This is a genomic window from Microbacterium sp. MPR-TSA4 (assembly GCF_058792815.1).
The window spans coordinates 200204-222796 of the sequence record NZ_JBXAFF010000001.1 but is presented as its reverse complement, the minus strand read 5'-3'; the positions used below and the strand labels follow the sequence as shown (position 1 = coordinate 222796).

Genomic DNA, 22593 nt, shown 5'->3' with positions numbered 1-22593 from the left:
TCGGGTGACGACCGCCCCGGAATCGACGACGTACCTGCTCGCCGGCGGGGGCACCGCCGGCCACGTCAACCCGCTCCTGGCCGTCGCCGACGGCCTGCGCGAGCGCGACCCCGCGGCCCGTGTCCTCGTCCTCGGCACGAGGGAGGGGCTGGAGGCCCGCCTCGTGCCCCAGCGCGGCTACGAGCTGCTGTTCGTCGACAAGGTGCCCTTCCCGCGCCGTCCCGACCTCGCCGCCGTGCGCTTCCCCGCCGCGTGGACGCGCGCCGTCCGCCAGGTGCGCGCGCACCTGCGGACGCGACGGGTCGATGTCGTCGCGGGCTTCGGCGGGTACGCGTCGGCGCCGGCGTACGTGGCGGCGCGGCGGGAGGGCATCCCGTACGTGGTCCACGAGGCGAACGCCCGCCCCGGCCTCGCCAACATCCTCGGCGCCCGGCGCGCCGCCGCGGTGGGCGCCGTCTTCCCCGGGACGCCGCTGCGCGGCGCGCAGACGGTGGGGATGCCGTTGCGGCGCGAGATCGTCGAGCTCGATCGTGCCGCGGCACGGGCGGAGGCCGCCGCGGCCTTCGGGCTCGACCCGGCGCGGCCCGTGCTCCTCGTCTTCGGCGGCTCGCTCGGCGCCCGCCGACTCAACCAGGCCTTCGCCCAGGCGTGGTCCTCGATCGTCGACGCGGGCTGGCAGCTGCTGCACGCGGCGGGGGAGCGCGACGAGATCGTCGACCCGCAGCATCCCGACTACCGCGTCGTCCCGTACCTGGACCGGATGGATCTGGCGCTCGCGCTGGCCGATCTCGTCGTGTCGCGCGCCGGTGCCGCGACGGTCAGCGAGCTGTCGGCGCTCGGCGTTCCTGCCGTGTACGTGCCCTACGCGGTCGGCAACGGCGAGCAGGCGCTCAACGCCGCCGACGCGGTGGCAGCGGGCGCCGCACGGATCATCCCGGATGCCGAGTTCACCGCCGACCGGGTGCGCACCGAGATCGTGCCCCTGCTGGGCGACGCGGCCGCGCTCGGCGCGATGCGCGCGGCGGCCGCCTCACGCTCCGCGGCGGCGCGGGCGGGCACGGCCAACGTCATGGCCATGCTCGACGGCGCGCTGCGCTGACCCCCGCTCATCCGTCCCCTCGTGCCGGTATCGCGTCGGCGATGCGGCAGGACGGGACGGACGAACGCGTGTCAGGAGGTCGACGGCGCGTCGCGGAGGGCGGCGCGGGCGAGGGCGAGGGCCTGCTCGGGATCGAGGCGGAGCGCGCGGATCTGCGCGGCGAACGCGGATGCCGCGCGTTGCGCCTCCTTCAGCGCCGCATCGCCCTGCGGAGCGACGAACGTGCCGTTGCGCCCCCGGGTCTCGATCACATCGGCGGCCTCCAGCTCACGGTAGGCGCGTGCCACGGTGCCGGGCGCCAGGCCGAGGTCCTCCGCCAGCCGTCGCACCGTGGGCAGTCGGGCCCCGGGAGCGAGCTCGCCGGTGTCGATCGCGTCGATGAGCCGGCGGCGCAGCTGCTCGAAGGGCGGGACGGGGGATGCCGGGTCGATGACCATCTGCATCCCGCTTTTGTATCATGCAATGTATCAAGAAGTCAAGACCCCGGACCGCCGCGCAGCGCGCCGCAGCATCCCCCCAGGAGAGCCGACCTAGACTTGTCGAGCCATGATTCGACCCGATCTCAGCCTGCCCATTCCCGAGGACATCTCCGCCGCGCACTTCATCGGCATCGGCGGATCGGGCATGTCCGGGCTCGCCGGCATGTTCCTCGACCGCGGCATCCGCGTGTCGGGCTCGGACCGCGCCGACGGCGCCGCCCTGCGCGCCCTCGCGGAGCGCGGTGCCGACGTGCACGTCGGCCACGACGCGGCGCACCTGCCCGACGACGCCGACACCGTCATCCACACCGGGGCGATCTGGCCCGAGAACCCGGAGTTCCTGCTCGCGAAGGAGCGCGGCCTCCACGTCATCCACCGCTCGCAGGCCCTGCACTGGCTCATCGGCGGCCGCCGCCTCGTGAGCGTCGCGGGCGCGCACGGGAAGACGACGTCCACGGGCATGATCGTCACCGCGCTGCGTGCGCTCGGCACGGCGCCGACGTTCGTCAACGGGGGAGTGATCGCCGACCTCGGCGTGTCCAGTGCGACGGGATCCGACGAGCTGTTCGTCATCGAGGCCGACGAGTCGGACGGCACGTTCCTCCTCTACGACACCTCCGTCGCCCTCATCACCAACGTCGACCCCGATCACCTCGACCACTGGGAGTCGCGCGACGCGTTCTACGACGGCTTCGTGCGCTTCGGCGACGCGGCCCGCGAGGCGGTCGTCATCTCCGCCGACGACGCCGGCGCCCGCCGCGTGACGGCCGCGCTCGATCACCCCACGGTGGTGACGTTCGGCGAGGATGCCGCGGCCCACGTGCGCGTCAGCGACATCGTGACCGACGGCCCCGTCTCGTTCACCCTCACGCACGACGGCGTCAGCGTTCCGGGCCGGCTGGCGGTGCCGGGCGCCCACAACGCCATCAACGCGGCGGGCGCGGTCGCCGTGCTCCTCACGCTCGGATACGCCCTCGAGCCGGCGCTGCGCGCGGTGGAGGGATTCGGCGGTACCGTCCGGAGGTTCGAGCTGCACGGCGTGGAGCGCGGGGTGAGCGTCTACGACGACTACGCCCACCATCCGACCGAGGTCGCCGCGGCGCTCGCGGCCGCGCGCACCGTCGTCGGCGAGGGGCGCATCATCGCGATCCAGCAGCCGCACACGTATTCGCGCACGCAGGAGATGTATCGCGAGTTCGCCGAGGTCCTCGAGCAGTACGCCGATCACACGGTCATGCTCGATGTGTACGGTGCCCGTGAGGACCCCGTGCCCGGCGTGACCGGCGAGCTCGTCAGCGGCGCGTTCCGCGACCCCGCGAAGGTGCACTTCGTCCCCGACTGGCAGGCGGCGGCCGACTACACCGCGACGGTGGCGCGCGCCGGCGACTACGTCATCACCCTCGGCTGCGGCAACGTGTACCAGATCATCCCTCAGGTGCTCGGGGCGCTGTCCGCGACGAAGGCCGAGGCATAGCCGATGCGCCGGCCGACGCCGCTGCCGGCGCCGGAGCAGGACCCGGCCGCCGCGAAGGCGACCGCGGATGAGGTCGACGCGTCGACCGTGCGCCGTGTCGATCCGCCGCGTCGGGGCGAGGACGCCGGTGCCGCTGCCGACCCCGTGGAGGACGCCGATGCGACGGCCCCGCTGACCCCGCTGTGGGTGGGATCGTCCGAGCGTGCGCCGATGTCGACGGTGACCGAGGCGACGCCCGGGTCGACACCCGAGGCCGCCGAGGATGCCGATGCGATCGGCGTCCGCGACGTGTGGTCGGCGGCACGCGCCCGGCGGCGCGCCCTGCGCGCGGAGGTGCGGCGCTTCACGGCGCGTCAGCGCCGCCGTCGGATGATCTGGCTCGGGGTCGGCGCCGCCGTCCTCCTGCTGGTGCTCGGCACGCTGGGCGCCGCATACAGCCCGCTCTTCGCGGTCGAGAAGGTGAGCGTCGTGGGCGCCTCGACCCTCGACGCCGGAGCCGTCGAGCAGGCGCTGGCCGGCCAGATCGGCACGCCTCTGCCCCTCGTCGACTCCTCGGCCGTCAAAGCGGCGCTCGTGACCTTCCCCCTCGTCGAGTCCTACACGCTCGAGGCCCGGCCGCCGCACGAGCTCGTCGTCCGCATCGTCGAGCGCACGCCGATCGGCTCGATCCCGTCGTCGGCCGGCTACACCCTCGTCGACGCCGCCGGGGTGGCGCTCTCCACGACCCCGCAACCTGCCGCCGGTCATCCCGTGCTCTCGGTGGAGGGAGGGCTCTCCTCGCCCGCCTTCACCGCCGTGGGGACCGTCTTCCGCACGCTGCCCACCGACATCCGCGACCAGGTCACCGCGATGAGCGCGACCTCGGCGAACGACGTCACGCTCACCCTGGGCGGCACCGGCACGACCGTCGTCTGGGGCAACGCCGACGATTCCGTGCTGAAGGCCAAGAGCCTCGCGGCGATCATGGCCGCCCGGCCGCCGTCCGAGGTGTCGAGCTACGACGTCTCGTCGGCCACGGCCGTCGTCGTGCGCTGACACGCGGTCACGACGCGTTTCTGCGCGACACGCCCCGTGCCTGGCGGGCGCGGGCCTCGCTGCCGCATACCTTCAATCAAGGAATTGCATACTGAGCAATTCTTTAAACCTCAACTAGAGGTTCAAGGTTTAGCAGTCAGGGTTCGGGACACAATGGAGGCCGGCATGAGCCAGAACCAGAACTACCTCGCGGTGATCAAGGTCGTGGGTGTGGGCGGCGGCGGCGTGAACGCCGTCAATCGGATGATCGAGCTCGGGCTGCGGGGTGTCGAGTTCATCGCGGTGAACACCGACGCCCAGGCGCTGCTGATGAGTGACGCCGACGTCAAGCTCGACGTGGGCCGCGAGCTCACGCGCGGGCTCGGCGCCGGGGCCGACCCCGAGGTCGGCCGCCGCGCCGCCGAGGATCACGCCGAGGAGATCGAGGAGGCTCTCGCGGGAGCCGACATGGTCTTCGTGACGGCCGGCGAGGGCGGTGGGACGGGAACCGGCGGTGCCCCCGTGGTCGCCCGCATCGCCAAGTCGATCGGCGCGCTGACGATCGGTGTCGTCACCAAGCCGTTCAGCTTCGAGGGTCGGCGCCGCCAGAGCCAGGCCGAGGCCGGCGTCGCGAAGCTCAAGGAAGAGGTCGACACCCTCATCGTCGTGCCGAACGACCGTCTGCTGGAGATCAGCGACCGCGGCATCTCGATGATCGAGGCGTTCGCCACCGCCGACCAGGTGCTCCTCGCCGGTGTGCAGGGCATCACCGACCTCATCACCACGCCGGGTCTGATCAACCTCGACTTCGCCGACGTGAAGAGCGTCATGCAGGGCGCCGGCTCCGCTCTCATGGGCATCGGCTCCGCGCGCGGAGCCGACCGTGCGATCAAGGCCGCCGAGCTGGCCGTCGAATCGCCTCTGCTGGAGGCGTCGATCGAGGGTGCGCACGGTGTGCTGCTCTCGATCCAGGGTGGATCGAACCTCGGCATCTTCGAGATCAACGACGCGGCCCAGCTGGTCAAGGAAGCCGCCCACCCCGAGGCGAACATCATCTTCGGCACGGTCATCGACGACACGCTCGGCGACGAGGTCCGTGTCACGGTCATCGCCGCCGGTTTCGACGGGGGCGAACCGCAGACGCGCATCGAGCCGATCACGGCGGCGCGCCCGGCGGCCGCGGCGCCCGTGCTGCCGTCCGTGCCCGCGGAGGATGCCGCGCGCGAGATCGCCGCCGTCGAGGAGAAGCAGCCGGTCACGGTGTCGGCACCGGTCGCCGAGTCGTACGACTCGGTCTACGGCGACGACGACCTGGACATCCCCGACTTCCTGAAGTGACCTCTCTCGCCGAACGCCTGACCGCCCTGGACGCCCGCCTCGCGGGCGCGGCCAGGGCGGTCGGGCGCGACCCCAGCGAGATCACGCGGATCGTCGTCACGAAGTTCCACCCGGCGCGCCTCGTGACCGATCTCGCCGCGCTCGGCGTGCGCGACGTGGGGGAGAACCGCCAGCAGGAGCTCACCGCGAAGCGCGCAGAACTCGAGGGCTCCGCGCTGGACGGGCTGCGCTGGCATTTCATCGGGCAGCTGCAGACCAAGAAGGCCCGCGCGGTGCGCGTGGCCTCCGACTGCGTCCACTCCGTCGACCGCGACCGCGTCGCCGACGCGCTGCACGCCGCCGATCCCGAGGGGGCGCCGCTCGACGTGTTCCTCCAGGTCAACCTCACCGCCGACCCCGGCCGCGGAGGCGTGTCGCCGTCGGAGGTCGAGGCCCTCGCCGCGCACACCGCCGATCGCTGTCCGTCGCTGCGCGTGCGCGGCGTCATGGGCGTCGCACCCCTCGACGAGGCGCCGGGCGCGGCGTTCGCGCGTCTCGCGGCGGCGGGCGAGACCGTACGGCGCGTCGTCCCGGACGCGTCGTGGATGTCCGCCGGGATGTCGGGCGACTTCGCCGAGGCGATCGCTGCCGGCGCGACACACCTGCGGATCGGCACGGCAATCACGGGACCGCGACCGGACCGCGGCTAGCCTCAGACCAGACGAGCAAACGGAGGAATGCGATGTCGAACCCGCTCAAGAAGACCATGGTGTACCTGGGCCTCGCCGACGAGGAAGAGGTCTACGAAGAGCCCGCCGCCGAGACGCCTGCGCGCCGTGAGCGCACGAGCGACCGCCCGATCGAGAAGGCGGCTCCCGTGACGCCCCTGCACCGTCCCGCCGTCGTCCGCCAGCCGACCGCCGGCACCGTCAGCGAGATCCTCACGGTGCACCCCAAGCAGTACCGCGACGCGCAGATCATCGCGGAGAACTTCCGCGACGGCATCCCGGTGATCATCAACCTGTCGCAGATGAGCGACGCCGACGCGCGTCGACTGATCGACTTCGCGAGCGGACTCTCCCTCGGCCTGTACGGGCGTATCGAGCGCGTGACCAGCAAGGTCTTCCTGCTGTCGCCCGAGAACGTCGCGATCTCCGGTGACGGGTCGGTGGCCAACGCCGACCCCGAGTCCGCACCCTTCTCGCAGTAGTCGTGGAGATCGTGCGCCTGGCGGCCTTCGTCGTCGACGTCCTTCTCCTCATCTACATCCTCGTGCTGTTGGCGAGGCTGGTTCTCGAGTACATCCCGATGTTCAACCGTCAGTGGCGGCCGCGGGGCTTCGGGCTCGTTCTCGCCGAGGCCGTCTTCACGCTGACCGATCCGCCGCTGCGGTTCTTCCGTCGGCTGATCCCTCCGTTGCGGCTCGGACCCATCGCTCTCGACCTCGGATTCCCGGTGACGATGCTCAGCTGCTTCGTGCTGCTCACGATCGTCCGGGTGATCGAGCGCCTGTAGCCCCCCGTCGCACGCCCCACGAGCGCCGACTATGCTTGATCAGTACGGTTCGCCGATGGCGGGCCGACCGAATCGGCCCGCGTCGTGAGCCCCGAAAGAGGAAACACCATGGCTTTGACCCCGGAAGACGTCGTCACCAAGCAGTTCCAGCACGTGCGGTTCAAGGAGGGCTTCGACCCCGACGAGGTGGATGACTTCCTCGACGAGATCGTCGTCGAGTGGCGCAAGACCATCGCCGAGAACGAAGAGCTGAAGACCAAGCTCGCCGCGTACGAGTCCGGTGAAGCCGCTCCCGCCGAGGTCGTCGAGGCTGCGGTCGTCGAGGAGCCGGCTCCCGCCGTCGTGGAGGCCGTGCCCGCTTCGGAGGCTCCCGCCGCCGGTGGCGTCGCGGCATCCGCCGGCATCATCGAGCTCGCTCAGCGCCTGCACGACGAGCACGTCGCCGAAGGCCAGGCCCAGCGCGACAAGCTCATCTCCGAGGCCCAGTCCAAGGCCGCGTCCATCCTGGCCGAGGCCGAGGCCAAGGGTCGCGACGAGATGGCCCGCCTCGAGGCGGAGCGCGTCACGCTGGAGAGCCGCATCAGCGAGCTGCGCCAGTTCGAGCGCGACTACCGCTCGCAGCTGCGCGGCTTCATCGAGGACAAGCTGCGCGACCTCGACGTCGCCGGCACCACCTCGGGCGCCTCGCCGGTCTCGGCTTCCTGAGCCCGGTGACGGACCCGTCCCCTCAGCACAAGACCCTGAACAGGGCGGCGGCCGGTGCCCTCGTCGCGATCCTCGCGGCGCTGGTGCTGGCCGCCGACCAGTTCACCAAGCATCTGGCTCTCACGTCGCTGCCGTATCAGGAACCGGTGGCGGTGTGGGGCGATGTCCTGCAGTTCTATCTGACAAGGAATCCGGGCGCGGCGTTCTCGCTCCTCGAGGGTCAGACGTGGATCTTCACCGTCGTGATGACCGTCGCCGCGCTGGTCATCGTCTCGCTCACGGTGATGCGCGTGCGCTCCCGTGTCTGGGCGATCGTCCTCGGCCTGCTGCTCGGCGGCATCCTGGGCAACCTCACCGATCGCGTGCTGCGCGACCCGGGGTTCCTGGTCGGTCACGTCGTCGACTTCATCAACACGCCCTGGATGTGGCTCGGCATGAACCCGGCCATCTACAACGTGGCCGACATGTTCATCGTGACGATGATGATCGGTGTCGCCCTGCTCGTGGTCGTCGGCGTGCGCCTCGACGGCACGCGTGAGCGCCGCGGCGACGCGACCGCGCCAGCGGCGTCCGACGCGGATGACGCGCCCACCGGGCTGCGCGAGGACTGATGCCGTCACGCACCCTTCCCATCCCCGACGGTCTCGACGGCGTCCGGGTGGATGCCGCCCTCGCCAAGATGCTGGGGTTCTCGCGCACCTTCGCGGCCGAGGTCGCCGAAGCCGGCGGCGTGCGGATGGACGGGCGCCCGCTCGGTAAATCGGATCGTCTGCGCGCCGGGGGATGGCTCGAGCTCGAGTGGGAAGACCGCCGCGAGCCGGAGATCGTCCCCCTCGCGGTGCCCGACCTCGGGATCGTCTACGACGACGACGAGATCGTGGTCGTCGACAAGCCCGCCGGTGTCGCGGCGCATCCGTCGCTCGGCTGGGAGGGGCCCACGGTCCTGGGCGCGCTGGCCGCGGCGGGCTTCCGGGTCGCCACGACGGGCGCCGCCGAACGCCAGGGCGTGGTGCATCGCCTCGACGTCGGTACGAGCGGCCTCATGGTCGTCGCCAAGACGGAGCGCGCGTACACCGCGCTCAAGCGGGCCTTCAAGGAGCGCGAGGTCGACAAGATCTACCACGCCGTCGTCCAGGGCCACCCCGACCCCCTCGCGGGCACGATCGATGCGCCGATCGGCCGCCATCCCTCCCACTCGTGGAAGTTCGCCGTGACCCCCGACGGCAAGGACTCGATCACCCACTACGAGACGCTCGAGGCGTTCCCGTCGGCCGCGCTGCTGGAGATCCACCTCGAGACGGGACGCACCCACCAGATCCGCGTGCACATGGCGGCGCACCGGCATCCCTGCGTCGGCGATCCGCTGTACGGGGCCGACCCCACCCTCTCGGCGCGGCTCGGCCTGTCGCGGCAGTGGCTGCACGCGCACGAGCTGTCGTTCTCGCACCCCGCCACGACGGAGTGGGTCACGTTCTCGAGCGACTACCCGGCCGACCTGGCCCACGCGCTCGACGTGCTGCGCGGCTGACGCGGGGTCGGACGCCGGTCCCATGCCGACCGGCGTACATGCCGGTGCCTAGCCTGGAGGAGTGACTCTCTCCGAACGTCCCTGGTTGTCCTCCTATGCGCCGGGGGTGCCGTCGGAGATCGAGCCCGTCACGCAGACCCTTCCGGACATGCTCGACGAGGCGGTCCGCACGCATCCGAGCCGGCCCGCGCTCGAGTTCTTCGGGGCCGTGACGACGTACCGCGACCTGGGGCGTGAGGTCGCGCGTGCGGCGGAGGGCCTGCGCAGACTCGGCGTGGTCGCCGGCGACCGCGTGGCGCTGATCCTGCCCAACTGCCCTCAGCACATCGTCGCGTTCTACGCGGTGCAGCGCCTCGGGGCGATCGTCGTCGAGCACAATCCGCGCTACACGGCACCGGAGCTGCGGCACCAGTTCGAGGTGCACCACGCGCGCGTGGCGGTCGTGTGGGATGCCGTGGCGGACACCGTCGCCGACTTCCCCGCGGACATCCGTCCGAACCACATCGTCGCCGTGCGCATGATCGACGCGATGCCGCGCCGCACCCGCCTGGCGCTGCGGCTGCCGGTGAAGAAGGCGCGCGACGCGCGGAACGCACTCTCGGCGCGTCCCCGGGCGAAGGGGGTGCGCACGTGGGCGGAGCTCGCCTCGTCGCGTCCGCTCGCGCGGCGACACCCCCGTCCCGCCGTGGACGACGTCGCCGCGCTCCAGTTCACCAGCGGCACCACGGGGACTCCGAAGGCCGCGATCCTCACCCACCGCAATCTGCGCTCGAACGCGGCGCAGTCCGCCGCGTGGGTGCCCGACCTCGTGCCGGGGCGCGAGGTGTTCTACGCGGTCCTCCCGCTCTTCCACGCCTACGGGCTCACGCTGTGCCTCACGACGGCGCTGTCGGTCGGCGCCCGCATCGTGCTGTTCCCGACCTTCGATGTGGGGATGACGCTGGACGCGATCCGACGGACGCCGCCGACCTTCCTCGCCGCCGTCCCGCCGATCTACGACGCCCTCGCCCGGGCGACGGCGCGCGAGGGCGTCGACCTCTCGAGCCTGCGCAACGCGATCTCGGGGGCGATGTCGCTGCCGCCGTCCACGGTGCTGCGGTGGGAGGAGGCCACGGGCGGTCTCATCGTCGAGGGCTACGGGATGACGGAGTCGTCGCCGATCAGTCTCGGCAACCCGATGGGGCCGCGGCGTCGGCCCGGAACGGTCGGCGTCCCGTTCCCGAGCACCGAGATCCGCGTGGTCGACCCCGCCGATCCGGCACGCGACCTCCAGGTCGGTGAGGAGGGGGAGCTGCTCGTGCGCGGTCCGCAGGTGTTCCAGGGGTACTGGAACCAGCCCGGCGAGACGGCGACCGCGCTCCTGGCGGGCGGATGGCTGCGCACCGGTGACATCGTGGCCGTGGATGCCGACGGATTCGTGACCGTCGTCGACCGGCTCAAGGAGCTGATCATCAGCGGTGGCTTCAACATCAGCCCGAGCGAGGTGGAGAACGCGCTGCTGCTGCATCCGGATGTGGCGGACGCGGCCGCCGTGGGGATCCCCCGTTCGGACGGCTCGGAGACGGTCACGGCGGCCGTCGTGATGCGGGAGGGGTCGGTGTTCGACGCCGACGAGATCCGCGCGTTCACGCGGGCGCATCTGGCGGCGTACAAGGTGCCGCGGGCGGTCGTGGAGTTCGACGCACTGCCGCGCTCGCTCGTCGGCAAGGTGATCCGCCGCGAGGTGCGCGAGGAGGTCCTCCGGCGCCGGCGGCCGTGACGGTCAGCGGCCGCCCGCGAAGGCGGCCGGATCGTCCTCGGCCAGGGCGAGGGCGATCTTGCGGACGTGGGCCTGCTCCACGTCGGTGAGCTCGCCCAGCCCGTACCATCCGACCTCGGTGAGCTCCCCGTCGGCGGGATGGGGCTCGCCCGAGACCCAGTCGCAGCGGAACACGAGGTCGAGGTAGTCGACCTGGTCGCCGTTGGCGTACGTGATGCGGGGCAGCTGCTGCACGAGCGCGAGCCGCGTCGCGCGCACCGTGACACCGGCCTCTTCGCGGCACTCCCGGACGGCGGCGTCCGCGGGCTCCTCGCCGGGGTCGACGATGCCCGAGACGCTCTGCCAGGCACCGTTGTCGGCGCGTCTTCCGAGCAGCACCTTCTCGTCCTTGAAGACGACCGCCGTCACTCCCACCAGCGGCAGCGGGGCGCCGCCGATCTTCTCGCGGAGGGACAGGACGAACTCGGGGGTGGCCATACGCTCAGCCTAGGTCTCTCACCCTCAGGTTGAGGGTGAGGTGAGCTGACGCGCAGCCCCGAGCGTCCCGCCGGCGATGTCGGCGGTGTTCGTAGACTCGATGGGTGGCCACCGACTCCTTCGTTCATCTGCACGTGCACAGCGAATACTCGATGCTCGACGGGGCGGCGAAGATCGGCGCCATGACCCAGGCGGCGGCCGAGTACGGGATGCCGGCGATCGCGGTGACCGACCACGGCAACACCTTCGCCGCGTTCGAGTTCTACAACGCCGCCAAGGCGGCGGGGGTCAAGCCCATCATCGGCCTGGAGGCCTACGTCACGCCCGGCACCCACCGCAGCGACAAGTCGCGCGTCGCGTGGGGCTCGCCCGACCAGAAGAGCGATGACGTGTCGGGCTCGGGCGCCTACACGCACATGACGATGTGGAGCCAGAGCACGGAGGGCATGCACAACCTCTTCCGGCTCAGCTCGCTCTCGAGCATGGAGGGCTACTACTTCAAGCCGCGGATGGACCGCGAGCTGCTCCAGACCTACGGCAAGGGGCTCATCGCCACGACGGGGTGCCCCTCCGGCGAGGTGCAGACCCGGCTGCGACTCGGGCAGTACGACGCCGCGCGCGCGGCGGCGGCGGAGTTCCAGGACATCTTCGGCAAGGAGAACTACTTCGCCGAGATCATGGACCACGGCCTCTCGATCGAGCGCCGCGTGATGACCGACCTCATCCGGCTGGCGAAGGACCTCGACATCCCGCTCGTCGCGACGAACGACTCGCACTACACACACCAGCACGAGGCCGACGCGCACGAGGCCCTGCTCTGCGTCCAGTCCGGCTCGACGCTCGACGACCCGAACCGGTTCAAGTTCGACGGCGACGGCTACTACATCAAGACCGCCGCCGAGATGCGACAGCTGTTCCGCGATCACCCCGAGGCGTGCGACAACACGCTCCTGATCGCCGAGCGCTGCGAGGTCGAGTTCAACACCTCTGCCAACTACATGCCGCGCTTCCCGGTCCCCGCCGGCGAGACCGAGGACAGCTGGCTCATCAAGGAGGTCGAGGCGGGGCTGCACTACCGCTATCCCGGCGGCATTCCCGACAAGGTGCGCAAACAGGCCGAGTACGAGACCGGCATCATCCTGCAGATGGGCTTCCCGGGCTACTTCCTCGTCGTCGCCGACTTCATCAACTGGGCCAAGGACAACGGCATCCGCGTGGGTCCGGGGCGCGGCTCGGGCGCCGGGTCGATGGTCGCGTACGCCATGCGCATCACCGACCTCGACCCGCTCGAGCACGGCCTCATCTTCGAGCGCTTCCTCAACCCCGACCGCGTCTCCATGCCCGACTTCGACGTCGACTTCGATGACCGTCGCCGCGGCGAGGTGATCGACTACGTGACCGCGAAGTACGGCTCCGAACGCGTCGCGCAGATCGTCACCTACGGCACCATCAAGTCGAAGCAGGCCCTCAAGGATGCCGGCCGCGTGCTCGGCTTCCCGTTCAGCATGGGGGAGCGGCTGACCAAGGCCATGCCTCCGGCGGTGATGGGCAAGGACATGCCGCTGTCGGGCATGTACGACAGCGCCCACCCGCGTTTCAAGGAGGCGAGCGAGTTCCGCTCGCTCATCGACACCGACCCCGAGGCCAAGACGGTGTTCGATCGCGCGCTGGGTCTGGAGGGTCTGAAACGTCAGTGGGGCGTGCACGCCGCGGGCGTCATCATGTCCAGCGAGCCGCTGCTGGACATCATCCCGATCATGCGCCGCGAGCAGGACGGCCAGATCGTCACCCAGTTCGACTATCCGTCGTGCGAGGCCCTCGGGCTGATCAAGATGGACTTCCTGGGCCTTCGCAACCTGACGATCATCTCCGACGCGCTCGACAACATCCGCCTGAACCGCGGGGAGGAGCTCGACCTCGAGCACCTGACCCTGGACGACCGCGACGCCTACGATCTGCTCACCCGCGGTGACACGCTCGGCGTCTTCCAGCTCGACGGCGGACCGATGCGGGCGCTGCTGCGGCTGATGAAGCCCGACAACTTCGAGGACATCTCGGCCGTCATCGCGCTGTACCGCCCCGGTCCCATGGGCGCGAACTCGCACACCAACTACGCGCTGCGCAAGAACGGCCAGCAGCCCATCACTCCGATCCACCCGGAGCTCGAGGAGCCGCTGCGCGACATCCTCGACACCACCTACGGCCTGATCATCTATCAGGAGCAGGTCATGGCGATCGCGCAGAAGGTGGCGGGGTTCTCGCTCGGACAGGCCGACATCCTGCGTCGCGCCATGGGCAAGAAGAAGAAGTCCGAGCTCGACAAGCAGTACGAGGGCTTCTCCGGAGGCATGAAGGAGCGCGGGTACGGCGAGGCGGCCGTCCAGGCGCTGTGGGACATCCTCCTGCCGTTCTCCGACTACGCGTTCAACAAGGCGCACTCCGCGGCCTACGGACTCGTCTCGTACTGGACGGCGTATCTCAAGGCCCACTACCCGGCCGAGTACATGGCCGCCCTGCTGACCAGCGTCGGCGACTCCAAGGACAAGATGGCGGTGTACCTCAACGAGTGCCGCCGCATGGGCATCCGGGTGCTCCCGCCCGACGTGAGCGAGTCGATCCGCTACTTCGCGGCCGTCGGCGAGGACATCCGCTTCGGCCTCGGTGCCGTCCGCAACGTCGGCGCCAACGTCGTCGACGGCATCGTCGAGGCGCGCGGTGAGGAGGGCTTCTCGAGCTTCCACCACTTCCTCGACACGGTGCCGATGCACGTCGCCAACAAGCGCACCGTCGAGTCGCTCATCAAGGCGGGCGCCTTCGACTCGATGGGCGACACGCGTCGCGCGCTGCTCGAGGTGCACGAGGATGCCGTCGAGGCCGCCGTCGACCGCAAACGCAACGAGGCCCAGGGCGCCATCGGGTTCGACTTCGACAGTCTCTACGACGCCGCCGAGGAAGTCGTCCCGCCGAAGGTGCCGCCGCGGCCCGAGTGGACGAAGAAGGACAAGCTGGCCTTCGAGCGCGAGATGCTCGGCCTGTACGTCTCCGATCACCCGCTGGCCGGCCTGGAGATCCCGCTCGCGAAGCACGCGTCGCTCTCGATCCACGATCTGCTCTCCTCCGACGACATCAACGACGGCGACATCGTGACGGTGGCCGGGCTCGTGACGAGCGTGCAGCACCGCGTCGCGAAGCAGAGCGGCAACCCGTACGGCATGATCACCGTCGAAGACTTCGACGGTGAGGTCACCGTGATGTTCATGGGGAAGACCTACACGGAGTTCCAGTCGATGCTCGTGGCGGACAGCATCCTCGTCGTGCGGGGGCGCGTGTCGCGGCGCGACGACGGCCTCAACCTGCACGGTCAGTCCGCGTTCTCGCCCGATCTCGGCTCCGTGGACGCCACCGGCTCGCTCGTGCTCCTCATGCCGGAACATCGCGCCACCGAGCGGATCGTCACCGAACTGGCCCAGGTGTTCTCGCGGCATCCGGGCGACACCGAGGTGACGCTCAAGCTCCACAAGAGCGGCGTGGCGAAGGTGTTCGAGGTGCCCGCCCAGGTGCGCGTGACCGTCGATCTCTACGGTGAGCTGAAGGGCCTTCTCGGACCGCAATGTCTCGGCTGACGCCGCGACGGTCCGAGTAGGATCGCAGTCGAGTTCTGATCCGGAAGGATGCGTCACGTGACCGACGAGAAGCCCACCCCCGACCCCGCCGACGACAGCGCGACGGAGGACGCCACCGTCTCCGTCCCTGCGGCGGCCGGCCCGGACGACGAGCCGACGGCCGCGCACGCGGAGCAGCCGGCCACGGAGCCCGCAGAGCAGCCCGCCGCGCAGTCCGACGAGCAGCCCGCTGCCCGGCCCGCGGCGTCGGACGACGACCCCGACGTGTCTTACGCGACCTTCTCCGAGGCGTTCCAGGCGATCACCGACGGGCCCGACGGCGTCGACGAGGCCGCGTCGCCGCAGTACGGCGTCGGTCCCTTCTCGGTGCGGGAGGTCTCGCTGGGCGCGATCTGGCTGGTGGCGTTCGTCGTCTCGTTCTTCCCGATCTACAGCTACGGCAACCGCGGCTGGGGCCCCTCGGTCTGGACGGGCATCGACTGGGTGCTGACGATCGGCGTGCCCACCGTGGCCGTCTTCCTGATCGGTCTGCGCCGGCTCTCGCCGCAGGGCATCCGTCGCGTCGGCTCGCTCGGCATCGACCAGTTCGCCTCGGTGGCCTTCACCGTCTCGTCCGTCGTCTGGCTCGGCATCCTGTGGAGCTCGTTCGTCTCGCTCGGCGGCGGAAGCGTCTTCCTGGCCACCTGGGTCGTCTGGGTGGAGTTCATCCTCATGCTCGCCGGGGTCGTACTCACCGTGTTCGCGCCGTTGCTGCCCACGGTCGGGGAGGACTTCCGTTACCGGACCGAGGTTCCGGCCCACCGCTACGCGCGCCCGGCGCGTCCCGTCGTCGCGCGGCCCGCGGCCGCCCGTCCCGCCTTCGCCGCCGCACCGACCACCGCCGCGGAGACCGGCGCCGACGCGGCGGCGGGCACCGCCACCGGTGTCGTCGAGCCCGTCACCGAGACGACCGTCCTCGACGAGACCGTCGTCGCCCCCGCCGCGTCGCAGGCGTTCTGGGCTCTCGCCCCCGTCGAGCGCGACGTCGTCGATGAGAACGGCGCCCCGCTGTTCCGCATCGGACCGACGGCGTGGGCGCTCGTCATCGAGGATCGCGGCGACACGTACGTCGTGCGCCACGAAGACGGACGCATCGGCTACCTCACCGACGTCTCCGGCGTCACACGCGGGTAGCCTGGACGGATGCTCCGCACCATCGATCTGCGCGGTCGTGACCTGACCACCGCGCAGCTGCTCTCGGCCGTGCCGCGTGCACAGGCCGCCCGCGCCGAGGCGCTGCAGGCCGCCTCCGACATCGTCGCGGACGTGCGCGAGCGCGGGGAGGCGTCGCTGCGCGACCAGGCTGCCCGCTTCGACCGCGTCACCGACCACGACATCCGGGTGCCCGCCGCGCACCTCGACGAGGCGCTCGAGCACCTCGACCCGACCGTCCGGCGTGCGCTCGAGGAGGCGATCCGCCGCGTGCGCATCGCCTCCGCCGCGCAGGTGCCGCCCCCCACGACGACGGATCTGGGGCCGGGAGCACGCGTCGAGCAGCGCTGGCAACCGGTGCGGCGCGCCGGCGTGTACGTGCCCGGCGGGAAGGCGGTCTACCCGTCGAGCGTCGTGATGAACGTCGTCCCGGCGCAGGTGGCCGGCGTCGGCGAGGTGGCGCTGGCGTCGCCGCCGCAGGCCGAGTTCGGCGGGCGGGTGCACCCCGACATCCTGGCGGCGGCACGGCTGCTGGGCGTCACGGAGGTGTACGCGATCGGCGGTGCCGGGGCCGTCGGGGCCTACGCGTACGGCGTGGAGAGCATCGGACTCGATCCCGTGGATGTCGTGACGGGCCCGGGCAACAACTTCGTCGCCGCCGCGAAGCGCGCCGTCGGCGGCCTGGTCGGCACCGACTCCGAGGCCGGCGCGACGGAGATCCTCATCGTCGCGGACGAGTCGGCGGATGCCGCGCTCGTCGCCGTCGACCTGATCAGCCAGGCCGAGCACGACGAGCAGGCGTCCGCGGTGCTCGTGACCTGGTCGCCCGAGCTCGCCGAGAGCGTGCGGGCGCAGGTCGCCGAGCGCGTCGAGCGCACGCGCAACGGAGCCCGCGCGCGCGTGGCGCTGAACGGCCCCCAGTCCGCCGTCGTCCTCGTCGACGACCTCGCGGTGGCGACCGCGTTCAGCAACGCCTACGCCCCCGAGCACCTCGAGCTGCACCTGCGCGCCCCGCGGCCCGAGGACTTCGTCAACGCGGGAGCGGTCTTCGTCGGCGAGAACTCGCCGGTGAGCCTCGGCGACTATCTCGCGGGCAGTAACCACGTGCTTCCCACCGGTGGTCAGGCGCGGTACGCCGCCGGGCTGTCGGCATCCACGTTCCTGCGGCCGCAGCAGGTGATCGCGTACGACCGTGAGGCCCTGCGCGCCGTGCACGACGGGATCGTGGCCCTCGCAGTCGCCGAGGAGCTGCCGGCGCACGGCGAAGCCGTGACGGCCCGATTCGCCGACGTGCGGGCGGGGGAGTAGCTCGTGCACTGTCCCTTCTGCCGACACGCCGACTCGCGCGTCATCGACTCCCGCACGAGCGACGACGGACTCAGCATCCGCCGCCGCCGGCAGTGCCCGCAATGCGGCGGTCGGTTCACGACCATCGAGACCGCGAGCCTCAACGTCATCAAGCGCTCCGGGGTCATCGAGCCGTTCAGTCGTGAGAAGGTCATGTCGGGCGTGCGCAAGGCCTGCCAGGGTCGCCCCGTGACCGAGGCCGACCTCGCGGTGCTCGCTCAGGCGGTCGAGGAGGCGGTTCGCCAGACCGGCGCGTCGCAGATCGACACGAACGAGATCGGGCTGACCATCCTCGGTCCCCTCCGCGATCTCGACGAGGTCGCCTACCTGCGATTCGCCAGCGTCTACCAGGCGTTCGACTCGCTGGAGGACTTCGAAGCCTCGATCGCCCAGCTGCGCGCCGACCACGCGCGCGACGCCGCCGACTAGACACGGCGCCCGCGCGCGGCACGCCGGGACGCGAGCCCTAGGCTGGGAGCCGATGTACCCCTTCATCTTCCGCACCGTGTTCGCCCACATGGATCCCGAGCGTGCCCACCACCTCGTGATCCCCGTCATCCGCGCGTTCGGCGTGTGGCCGTTGCGGCCGATCGTCCGGGCGCTGACGGCGCCCGACCCCGTGCTGCGGACGCCCGCGCTGGGGCGCGTCTTCGATTCGCCGTTCGGTGTCGCGGCCGGCTTCGACAAGAACGCCGTCATGAGCGAGGGGCTCTACGCGCTCGGCTTCGGGCACGTCGAGGTGGGCACCGTCACGACGGTCCCGCAGGCCGGCAACCCGCGCCCGCGACTGTTCCGCCTCATCCCCGACCGCGCGCTGATCAACCGCATGGGCTTCAACAACGCCGGGGCCGCGGCGGCCGCCGCGCGTCTGGAGCGTTCGCGGCGCCGGGCTCGGCGCACCGTCCTCGGCGCCAACATCGGCAAGAGCCGCATCGTCGACGTCGAGCACGCCACCGCCGACTACGTCACCAGCACGAAGCTCGTCGCGGGGGAGGCGGACTACCTCGTGGTCAACGTGTCGTCGCCGAACACGCCGGGTCTGCGCGGCCTACAGGCCGTCGAGACGCTCCGCCCGCTGCTCGAGGCGGTGCGGGATGCCGCGGGCTCCACGCCGCTGCTGGTGAAGATCGCGCCCGACCTCGAGGACGACGAGGTCGCCGCGGTGGCCCGTCTCGCGGTCGATCTCGGCCTGGCGGGACTGGTCGCCACGAACACGACCATCTCGCGGGACGGACTGACCGTGGATGCCCGCACCGTCGCGGCGATGGGCGCCGGAGGACTGTCCGGGGCCCCGCTGCGCCGCCGATCCCTCGAGGTGCTGCGGATCGTCCGTGCCGCGGTTCCCGACGATTTCTGCATCATCGCGGCGGGCGGCGTCGAGACCGCGGACGACGTGCAGGAGCGGCTGGATGCCGGTGCGAACCTCGTGCAGGGCTACACGGGCTTCATCTATCGCGGGCCGCTCTGGGCGCGTCAGATCAACCGGGGGTTGGCCGCGCGTCGGCGGCGCTGACGCTCGGCCGGCCTTCGGGCGCCCGATCGAAGCGCACCGTCTCCCGCCGGGTACGCGGGCGCAGTCCCGCCTGCTCGAGCGCACGGGTCATGCGGTGCTGCAACGGCGGCAGCTCGGACGCCGCACCGGCATCCTGGCGCACCATCCCGACGAGGAAGGTCTCGCTCCGGCTCGCCGTGTGGATCTCGAGCCGCGCCATGTCGCCGCGTGGGCACCATACGAGCCGTCGGATCATCGCGAACGGGACCACCCAGGGCGGTCCGGCGGCCGTGTGCACCTCGATCGCGCCCGTGCTCCAGCGGACGGTCAGGCGTGAGCGGCGGCGGTTGACGAGGGCGCGCACCGCGGCGTAGAGGGGGAGGGCGATGAGCCCGCCGAACAGGACGACCAGCATCAGCGGCGGCAGGCGCAGCACCCACCGCTCGGCGAGGATCACGATCGTCAGCGCGAGTGCGCCGCCCAGCGCGACAGCCCCCACGATGAGGGCGGTCAGCCGCCGCGGGGAGAGGCGGGATGCCGTGACCGTGAGCTCCGGACGGCTGTCGGCTCCGCCCCAGGCGGGCGTCGCCATCGCCCGCGCCCGACGGGATGCGCTGCGGTCGATCTGACTCGACACCCGTCCCAGCAGCGTCACGAGCACCCAGCCGGCGGCCGGGGGGACGCCGAGCGCCGCCTGGAAGATTGGACGACGCCACGGCTCGGGAAGGCCTCGGATCGCGTCGAGCACGGCCATGCTCGTGGGCAGCAGCGCGATCGCGCACACGGCCAGGATCACGTGAAGCGTCCACTGCCGGCGAGGGGGGAGTGCGCTCAGGGAGTTGACGGCGGCGAAGGCGAGCGCCCATCCGCCGACGATGACGCTGAGGTAGGCCGGGAAGCCGTCGACATCCCGCGCGGCCAGCGTCATGCCGACGATGACGAGCGCGAGCCCGGCCAGCGCCGGAGCGACGACGAACCAGCGACGCCAGCTGCGGTCCGGGCGCACCGCCACGTCAGGCGGGACGGCCGCCGCGCTTGACCTGCGGCTTCGGCAGACGCATGAAGCGCATCTGGATGGTGCGCATCGCCGCGTACCAGCCGAGGCCCTTCTCGATGCGGTCGCCGAACTTCGCGCGCGCGAGCTTCTTCACCCGGATGCTGGTGATCACCATGTCGATGACGACGAAGAGGATGTAGAGCCACAGGGCCGCGAACCCGTAGTACACGATCGCCGTGTTCGGGATGAGACTGAGCAGGATCACGATGAGCATCAGGGGCATCAGCAGCTCGCCCGCGTGCCAGCCGCCGTCCACGACGTCGCGGACGAACCGGCGCTGCGGGCCCTTGTCGCGGGCCGGGAGATAGCGGTCCTCCCCGTTGGCCATGCCGATCCGCGCCTTCTCCCGCTGCGTGGCGAGCTCGGCCTTCGCACGGGCGCGCGCTTCCTTCGTGTCGGCGACGAGAGGGCGCTTGCGGGCCGCCTCCCGCTCGGCGCGCGACGGCGTCGGGCGGTTCTTGCCGGGACCGGTGGGGACGTCTGCGGCGGCGTCGGGGGCGGCGGGGTTCTTGGCCACGATGTGGATCCTCGTTGTCTTCACGGGTGGTGCGCACGCACGTGGATGCGCGAGAGCTGCCCCCTAAGATTACCCGCATGAGTTCGGACCTGTCCCGCCGTCACGCCGTCCGCGACGCCGCCGAAGCGGCCGTCCCCGCCGCCCTCGCCGATCTGGGGCGCCTCGTGCGGATCCCCTCCGTCGCCTTCCCGGGTTTCGATCGTGCGGAGGTGGCGCGCAGCGCGGAGGCCGTCAAGGAGCTCCTCGACGACCTGGGCATCTTCGACCGCGTCGAGGTCAAGACCGCCGTGGTCCCCGAGACGGGCATCGAGGGGATGCCGGCCGTGCTCGCCTCCCGCGCGGCGCGCAACGGCCGCCCCACGATCCTGCTCTACGCCCACCACGACGTGCAGCCCGTGGGCGACGAGACGCTGTGGGAGACGGCGCCGTTCGAGCCGACGGTGCGCGGCGGACGCCTTTACGGGCGCGGCGCCGCCGACGACAAGGCCGGGATCATGGCCCACGTCGGTGCGCTCCGCGCGCTCGTGGAGGTCCTGGGCGATGACGTCGACCTCGGCGTCAACCTGTTCATCGAAGGCGAGGAGGAGGCCGGCTCCGCGTCGTTCGCGGCGTTCCTCCGCGAGAACGCCGACGCGCTGCGCGCCGACGTCATCGTCGTCGCCGATTCCGGCAACTGGGACGCCGTCACACCGGCGCTCACCGTCTCGTTGCGCGGCAACGCCCGCTTCACCCTCACGGTGCGTGCCCTCGAGCACGCCTCGCACTCGGGCATGTTCGGCGGAGCCGTGCCCGATGCGATGCTCGCGACGATCACGCTGCTGTCGACCCTCTGGGACGGGGACGGCGCCGTCGCCGTGGCGGGCCTGGCGGAGAGGGATGCCGCGACGCCGGAGTACACGGAGGAGACGCTCCGCGACGAGGCCGGCCTGCCCGACGGCGTGAGCCCGATCGGGCGGGGGACGATCCTCAGCCGGATCTGGAACAAGCCGTCCATCACGGTGACCGGCATCGACGCGCCGAGCGTGAAGAACGCGTCGAACACGCTGGCGCCGGAGGTCTCGGTGGTCATCAGCATGCGCGTCGCCCCCGGCCAGCCCGCGCGGGAGGCGTACGCCGCGCTGGAGGCCCATCTGCGCGCGCACGCGCCGTTCGGCGCGGAGCTCACGTTCCGCGACGTCGACTGCGGCGACGCCTTCCTCGTCGACACGAGCGGCTCCGCGGTCACCGCGGCGCGCACCGCCCTGCGCGAGGGCTACGGCGTCGAGCCGGTCGACATCGGTATCGGCGGGTCGATCCCGTTCATCGCCGACCTGGTGCGCGAGTTCCCCGGCGCCGAGATCCTGGTGACCGGCGTCGAGGACCCCCACGCGCGTGCGCACAGCCCCAACGAGTCGTTGCACCTGGACACGTTCCGCCACGCGCTCGTGTCGGAGGCGCTGCTGCTGGAGGAACTGGACGGCCGGACGGCGGCGAAGGGCTGAGCCGGACCGGGCCCCGGTCGGCTCCCGCGGCGTAGAATCGAGCAGACCCGCCGTCTCATCACGGCTTCGATCACCGAGGTTCCGGAGAGTGCCATGACCGACATCGCCACGAACGCCCCCGCCACCGCCACCGAGGCCGCCCACGGCGTGCTGCTCACGGATGCCGCGGCCGACAAGGTCAAGAGCCTCCTGCAGCAGGAGGGCCGCGACGACCTGCGTCTGCGCGTCGCCGTGCAGCCCGGCGGCTGCTCCGGCCTCATCTACCAGCTCTACTTCGACGAGCGCTTCCTCGACGGCGACCAGGCCGTCGACTTCGACGGTGTCGAGGTCATCGTCGACGACATGTCGGTGCCGTATCTCGACGGCGCGACGATCGACTTCAAGGACACCATCTCGGAGCAGGGTTTCACGATCGACAACCCCAACGCGGCCGGCAGCTGCGCGTGCGGTGACAGCTTCCACTGAGTCCTGACGTCGGCGCAGATCAGGCCGGGAAAACCCCTCCGATAGTGGCAGAC

Annotated in this window: 22 protein-coding genes; 18 read left to right on the top strand and 4 right to left on the bottom strand. The window is 71.3% G+C overall.

The genetic code is table 11. The features are described from left to right. The first annotated feature begins 4 nt into the window (after positions 1-4). Positions 5-1099, top strand: a complete 1095-nt coding sequence (locus tag AC1Q49_RS01090) for a UDP-N-acetylglucosamine--N-acetylmuramyl-(pentapeptide) pyrophosphoryl-undecaprenol N-acetylglucosamine transferase (RefSeq protein WP_492490689.1) — start codon at positions 5-7, stop codon at positions 1097-1099. Positions 1100-1170: 71 nt separating this feature from the next. Here the strand turns inward: AC1Q49_RS01090 and AC1Q49_RS01085 are convergent, their stop codons facing one another. Continuing rightward, the gene (locus AC1Q49_RS01085) at positions 1171-1542 is read right to left on the bottom strand and encodes a GntR family transcriptional regulator (RefSeq protein ID WP_060958750.1); all 372 of its coding nucleotides are present in this window, start codon (positions 1540-1542) and stop codon (positions 1171-1173) included. A 103-nt stretch (positions 1543-1645) separates the two neighbouring features. Here AC1Q49_RS01085 and murC point away from each other — a divergent pair, with 103 nt between their 5' ends. The 10 genes from murC (at position 1646) to AC1Q49_RS01035 (ending at position 10890) form a co-directional block, all read left to right on the top strand. After that, on the top strand, positions 1646-3052 hold the full coding sequence (gene murC / locus AC1Q49_RS01080; RefSeq protein ID WP_492490688.1) for a UDP-N-acetylmuramate--L-alanine ligase: 1407 nt from the start codon (positions 1646-1648) through the stop codon (positions 3050-3052). Positions 3053-3055: 3 nt separating this feature from the next. Then, positions 3056-4087 (top strand): FtsQ-type POTRA domain-containing protein, encoded by a 1032-nt coding sequence (locus AC1Q49_RS01075; protein ID WP_101306479.1) that lies wholly within the window; start codon positions 3056-3058, stop codon positions 4085-4087. Positions 4088-4252: 165 nt separating this feature from the next. Next, the gene (gene ftsZ, locus AC1Q49_RS01070; RefSeq protein ID WP_060958862.1) at positions 4253-5404 is read left to right on the top strand and encodes a cell division protein FtsZ; all 1152 of its coding nucleotides are present in this window, start codon (positions 4253-4255) and stop codon (positions 5402-5404) included. Next, positions 5401-6093 carry a YggS family pyridoxal phosphate-dependent enzyme gene (locus AC1Q49_RS01065; RefSeq protein ID WP_492490687.1) on the top strand — a complete coding sequence of 231 codons (693 nt, stop codon included), beginning with the start codon at positions 5401-5403 and terminating at the stop codon, positions 6091-6093. The genes ftsZ and AC1Q49_RS01065 overlap by 4 nt, the downstream gene beginning before the upstream one ends. Before the next feature lie 32 nt (positions 6094-6125). Next, on the top strand, positions 6126-6593 hold the full coding sequence (locus AC1Q49_RS01060; RefSeq protein WP_060958746.1) for a cell division protein SepF: 468 nt from the start codon (positions 6126-6128) through the stop codon (positions 6591-6593). 2 nt (positions 6594-6595) lie between these two features. Next, positions 6596-6898 carry a YggT family protein gene (locus tag AC1Q49_RS01055; protein ID WP_060958745.1) on the top strand — a complete coding sequence of 101 codons (303 nt, stop codon included), beginning with the start codon at positions 6596-6598 and terminating at the stop codon, positions 6896-6898. A gap of 108 nt (positions 6899-7006) precedes the next feature. Further along, positions 7007-7603 carry a DivIVA domain-containing protein gene (locus AC1Q49_RS01050; protein WP_492490686.1) on the top strand — a complete coding sequence of 199 codons (597 nt, stop codon included), beginning with the start codon at positions 7007-7009 and terminating at the stop codon, positions 7601-7603. A gap of 5 nt (positions 7604-7608) precedes the next feature. Beyond that, on the top strand, positions 7609-8214 hold the full coding sequence (locus tag AC1Q49_RS01045) for a signal peptidase II (RefSeq protein ID WP_198553623.1): 606 nt from the start codon (positions 7609-7611) through the stop codon (positions 8212-8214). Continuing rightward, positions 8214-9131, top strand: a complete 918-nt coding sequence (locus AC1Q49_RS01040; RefSeq protein WP_061781712.1) for an RluA family pseudouridine synthase — start codon at positions 8214-8216, stop codon at positions 9129-9131. The genes AC1Q49_RS01045 and AC1Q49_RS01040 overlap by 1 nt, the downstream gene beginning before the upstream one ends. A 61-nt stretch (positions 9132-9192) precedes the next feature. Next, positions 9193-10890 (top strand): long-chain-fatty-acid--CoA ligase, encoded by a 1698-nt coding sequence (locus AC1Q49_RS01035; protein WP_061781713.1) that lies wholly within the window; start codon positions 9193-9195, stop codon positions 10888-10890. Positions 10891-10893: 3 nt separating this feature from the next. Here AC1Q49_RS01035 and AC1Q49_RS01030 read toward each other — a convergent pair whose 3' ends face one another. After that, the gene (locus AC1Q49_RS01030; protein ID WP_060958740.1) at positions 10894-11367 is read right to left on the bottom strand and encodes an NUDIX hydrolase; all 474 of its coding nucleotides are present in this window, start codon (positions 11365-11367) and stop codon (positions 10894-10896) included. Positions 11368-11519: 152 nt separating this feature from the next. Here AC1Q49_RS01030 and dnaE point away from each other — a divergent pair, with 152 nt between their 5' ends. The 5 genes from dnaE to AC1Q49_RS01005 are packed head-to-tail and all read left to right on the top strand — an operon-like array spanning position 11520 to position 19041. Next, on the top strand, positions 11520-14990 hold the full coding sequence (gene dnaE, locus AC1Q49_RS01025) for a DNA polymerase III subunit alpha (protein WP_231734929.1): 3471 nt from the start codon (positions 11520-11522) through the stop codon (positions 14988-14990). Positions 14991-15047: 57 nt separating this feature from the next. Next, entirely contained in the window at positions 15048-16163 is a 1116-nt protein-coding gene (locus tag AC1Q49_RS01020) for a hypothetical protein (protein WP_492490685.1), read from the top strand. A 9-nt stretch (positions 16164-16172) separates the two neighbouring features. Next, positions 16173-17489, top strand: coding sequence for a histidinol dehydrogenase (gene hisD / locus AC1Q49_RS01015; RefSeq protein ID WP_060958738.1), 1317 nt, complete (start codon positions 16173-16175; stop codon positions 17487-17489). Positions 17490-17492: 3 nt separating this feature from the next. Continuing rightward, a complete protein-coding gene (gene nrdR, locus AC1Q49_RS01010; RefSeq protein ID WP_101306475.1) occupies positions 17493-17957 on the top strand; it encodes a transcriptional regulator NrdR in 465 nt (154 codons plus the stop codon). Positions 17958-18009: 52 nt separating this feature from the next. Then, a complete protein-coding gene (locus AC1Q49_RS01005; RefSeq protein ID WP_492490684.1) occupies positions 18010-19041 on the top strand; it encodes a quinone-dependent dihydroorotate dehydrogenase in 1032 nt (343 codons plus the stop codon). On the opposite strand, the gene AC1Q49_RS01000 is transcribed toward AC1Q49_RS01005, so the two are convergent. Then, positions 19007-20032, bottom strand: coding sequence for a hypothetical protein (locus AC1Q49_RS01000; protein WP_492490683.1), 1026 nt, complete (start codon positions 20030-20032; stop codon positions 19007-19009). The two genes, AC1Q49_RS01005 and AC1Q49_RS01000, sit on opposite strands and share 35 nt — an antisense overlap. A gap of 1 nt (position 20033) precedes the next feature. After that, complete coding sequence (locus AC1Q49_RS00995; protein ID WP_060958735.1) at positions 20034-20594, bottom strand: DUF3043 domain-containing protein; 561 nt, start codon at positions 20592-20594, stop codon at positions 20034-20036. A 77-nt stretch (positions 20595-20671) separates the two neighbouring features. Between AC1Q49_RS00995 and AC1Q49_RS00990 the strand changes: the two genes are divergently transcribed. Both AC1Q49_RS00990 and erpA read left to right on the top strand, forming a co-directional pair. Then, a complete protein-coding gene (locus AC1Q49_RS00990; RefSeq protein ID WP_492490682.1) occupies positions 20672-22075 on the top strand; it encodes a dipeptidase in 1404 nt (467 codons plus the stop codon). Between the two features lie 93 nt (positions 22076-22168). Beyond that, on the top strand, positions 22169-22540 hold the full coding sequence (gene erpA / locus AC1Q49_RS00985) for an iron-sulfur cluster insertion protein ErpA (protein ID WP_060958733.1): 372 nt from the start codon (positions 22169-22171) through the stop codon (positions 22538-22540). Positions 22541-22593: the final 53 nt, after the last annotated feature.

Excerpts from the sequence above, each read along its gene's own strand:
- AC1Q49_RS01085 (WP_060958750.1), bottom strand. The coding sequence starts at position 1,542 with ATGCAGATGGTCATCGACCCGGCATCCCCCGTCCCGCCCTTCGAGCAG.
- murC (WP_492490688.1), top strand. The coding sequence starts at position 1,646 with ATGATTCGACCCGATCTCAGCCTGCCCATTCCCGAGGACATCTCCGCC.
- AC1Q49_RS01075 (WP_101306479.1), top strand. The coding sequence starts at position 3,056 with ATGCGCCGGCCGACGCCGCTGCCGGCGCCGGAGCAGGACCCGGCCGCC.
- ftsZ (WP_060958862.1), top strand. The coding sequence starts at position 4,253 with ATGAGCCAGAACCAGAACTACCTCGCGGTGATCAAGGTCGTGGGTGTG.
- AC1Q49_RS01060 (WP_060958746.1), top strand. The coding sequence starts at position 6,126 with ATGTCGAACCCGCTCAAGAAGACCATGGTGTACCTGGGCCTCGCCGAC.
- AC1Q49_RS01050 (WP_492490686.1), top strand. The coding sequence starts at position 7,007 with ATGGCTTTGACCCCGGAAGACGTCGTCACCAAGCAGTTCCAGCACGTG.
- AC1Q49_RS01040 (WP_061781712.1), top strand. The coding sequence starts at position 8,214 with ATGCCGTCACGCACCCTTCCCATCCCCGACGGTCTCGACGGCGTCCGG.
- AC1Q49_RS01030 (WP_060958740.1), bottom strand. The coding sequence starts at position 11,367 with ATGGCCACCCCCGAGTTCGTCCTGTCCCTCCGCGAGAAGATCGGCGGC.
- dnaE (WP_231734929.1), top strand. The coding sequence starts at position 11,520 with ATGCTCGACGGGGCGGCGAAGATCGGCGCCATGACCCAGGCGGCGGCC.
- hisD (WP_060958738.1), top strand. The coding sequence starts at position 16,173 with ATGCTCCGCACCATCGATCTGCGCGGTCGTGACCTGACCACCGCGCAG.
- AC1Q49_RS01005 (WP_492490684.1), top strand. The coding sequence starts at position 18,010 with ATGTACCCCTTCATCTTCCGCACCGTGTTCGCCCACATGGATCCCGAG.
- AC1Q49_RS00990 (WP_492490682.1), top strand. The coding sequence starts at position 20,672 with ATGAGTTCGGACCTGTCCCGCCGTCACGCCGTCCGCGACGCCGCCGAA.
- erpA (WP_060958733.1), top strand. The coding sequence starts at position 22,169 with ATGACCGACATCGCCACGAACGCCCCCGCCACCGCCACCGAGGCCGCC.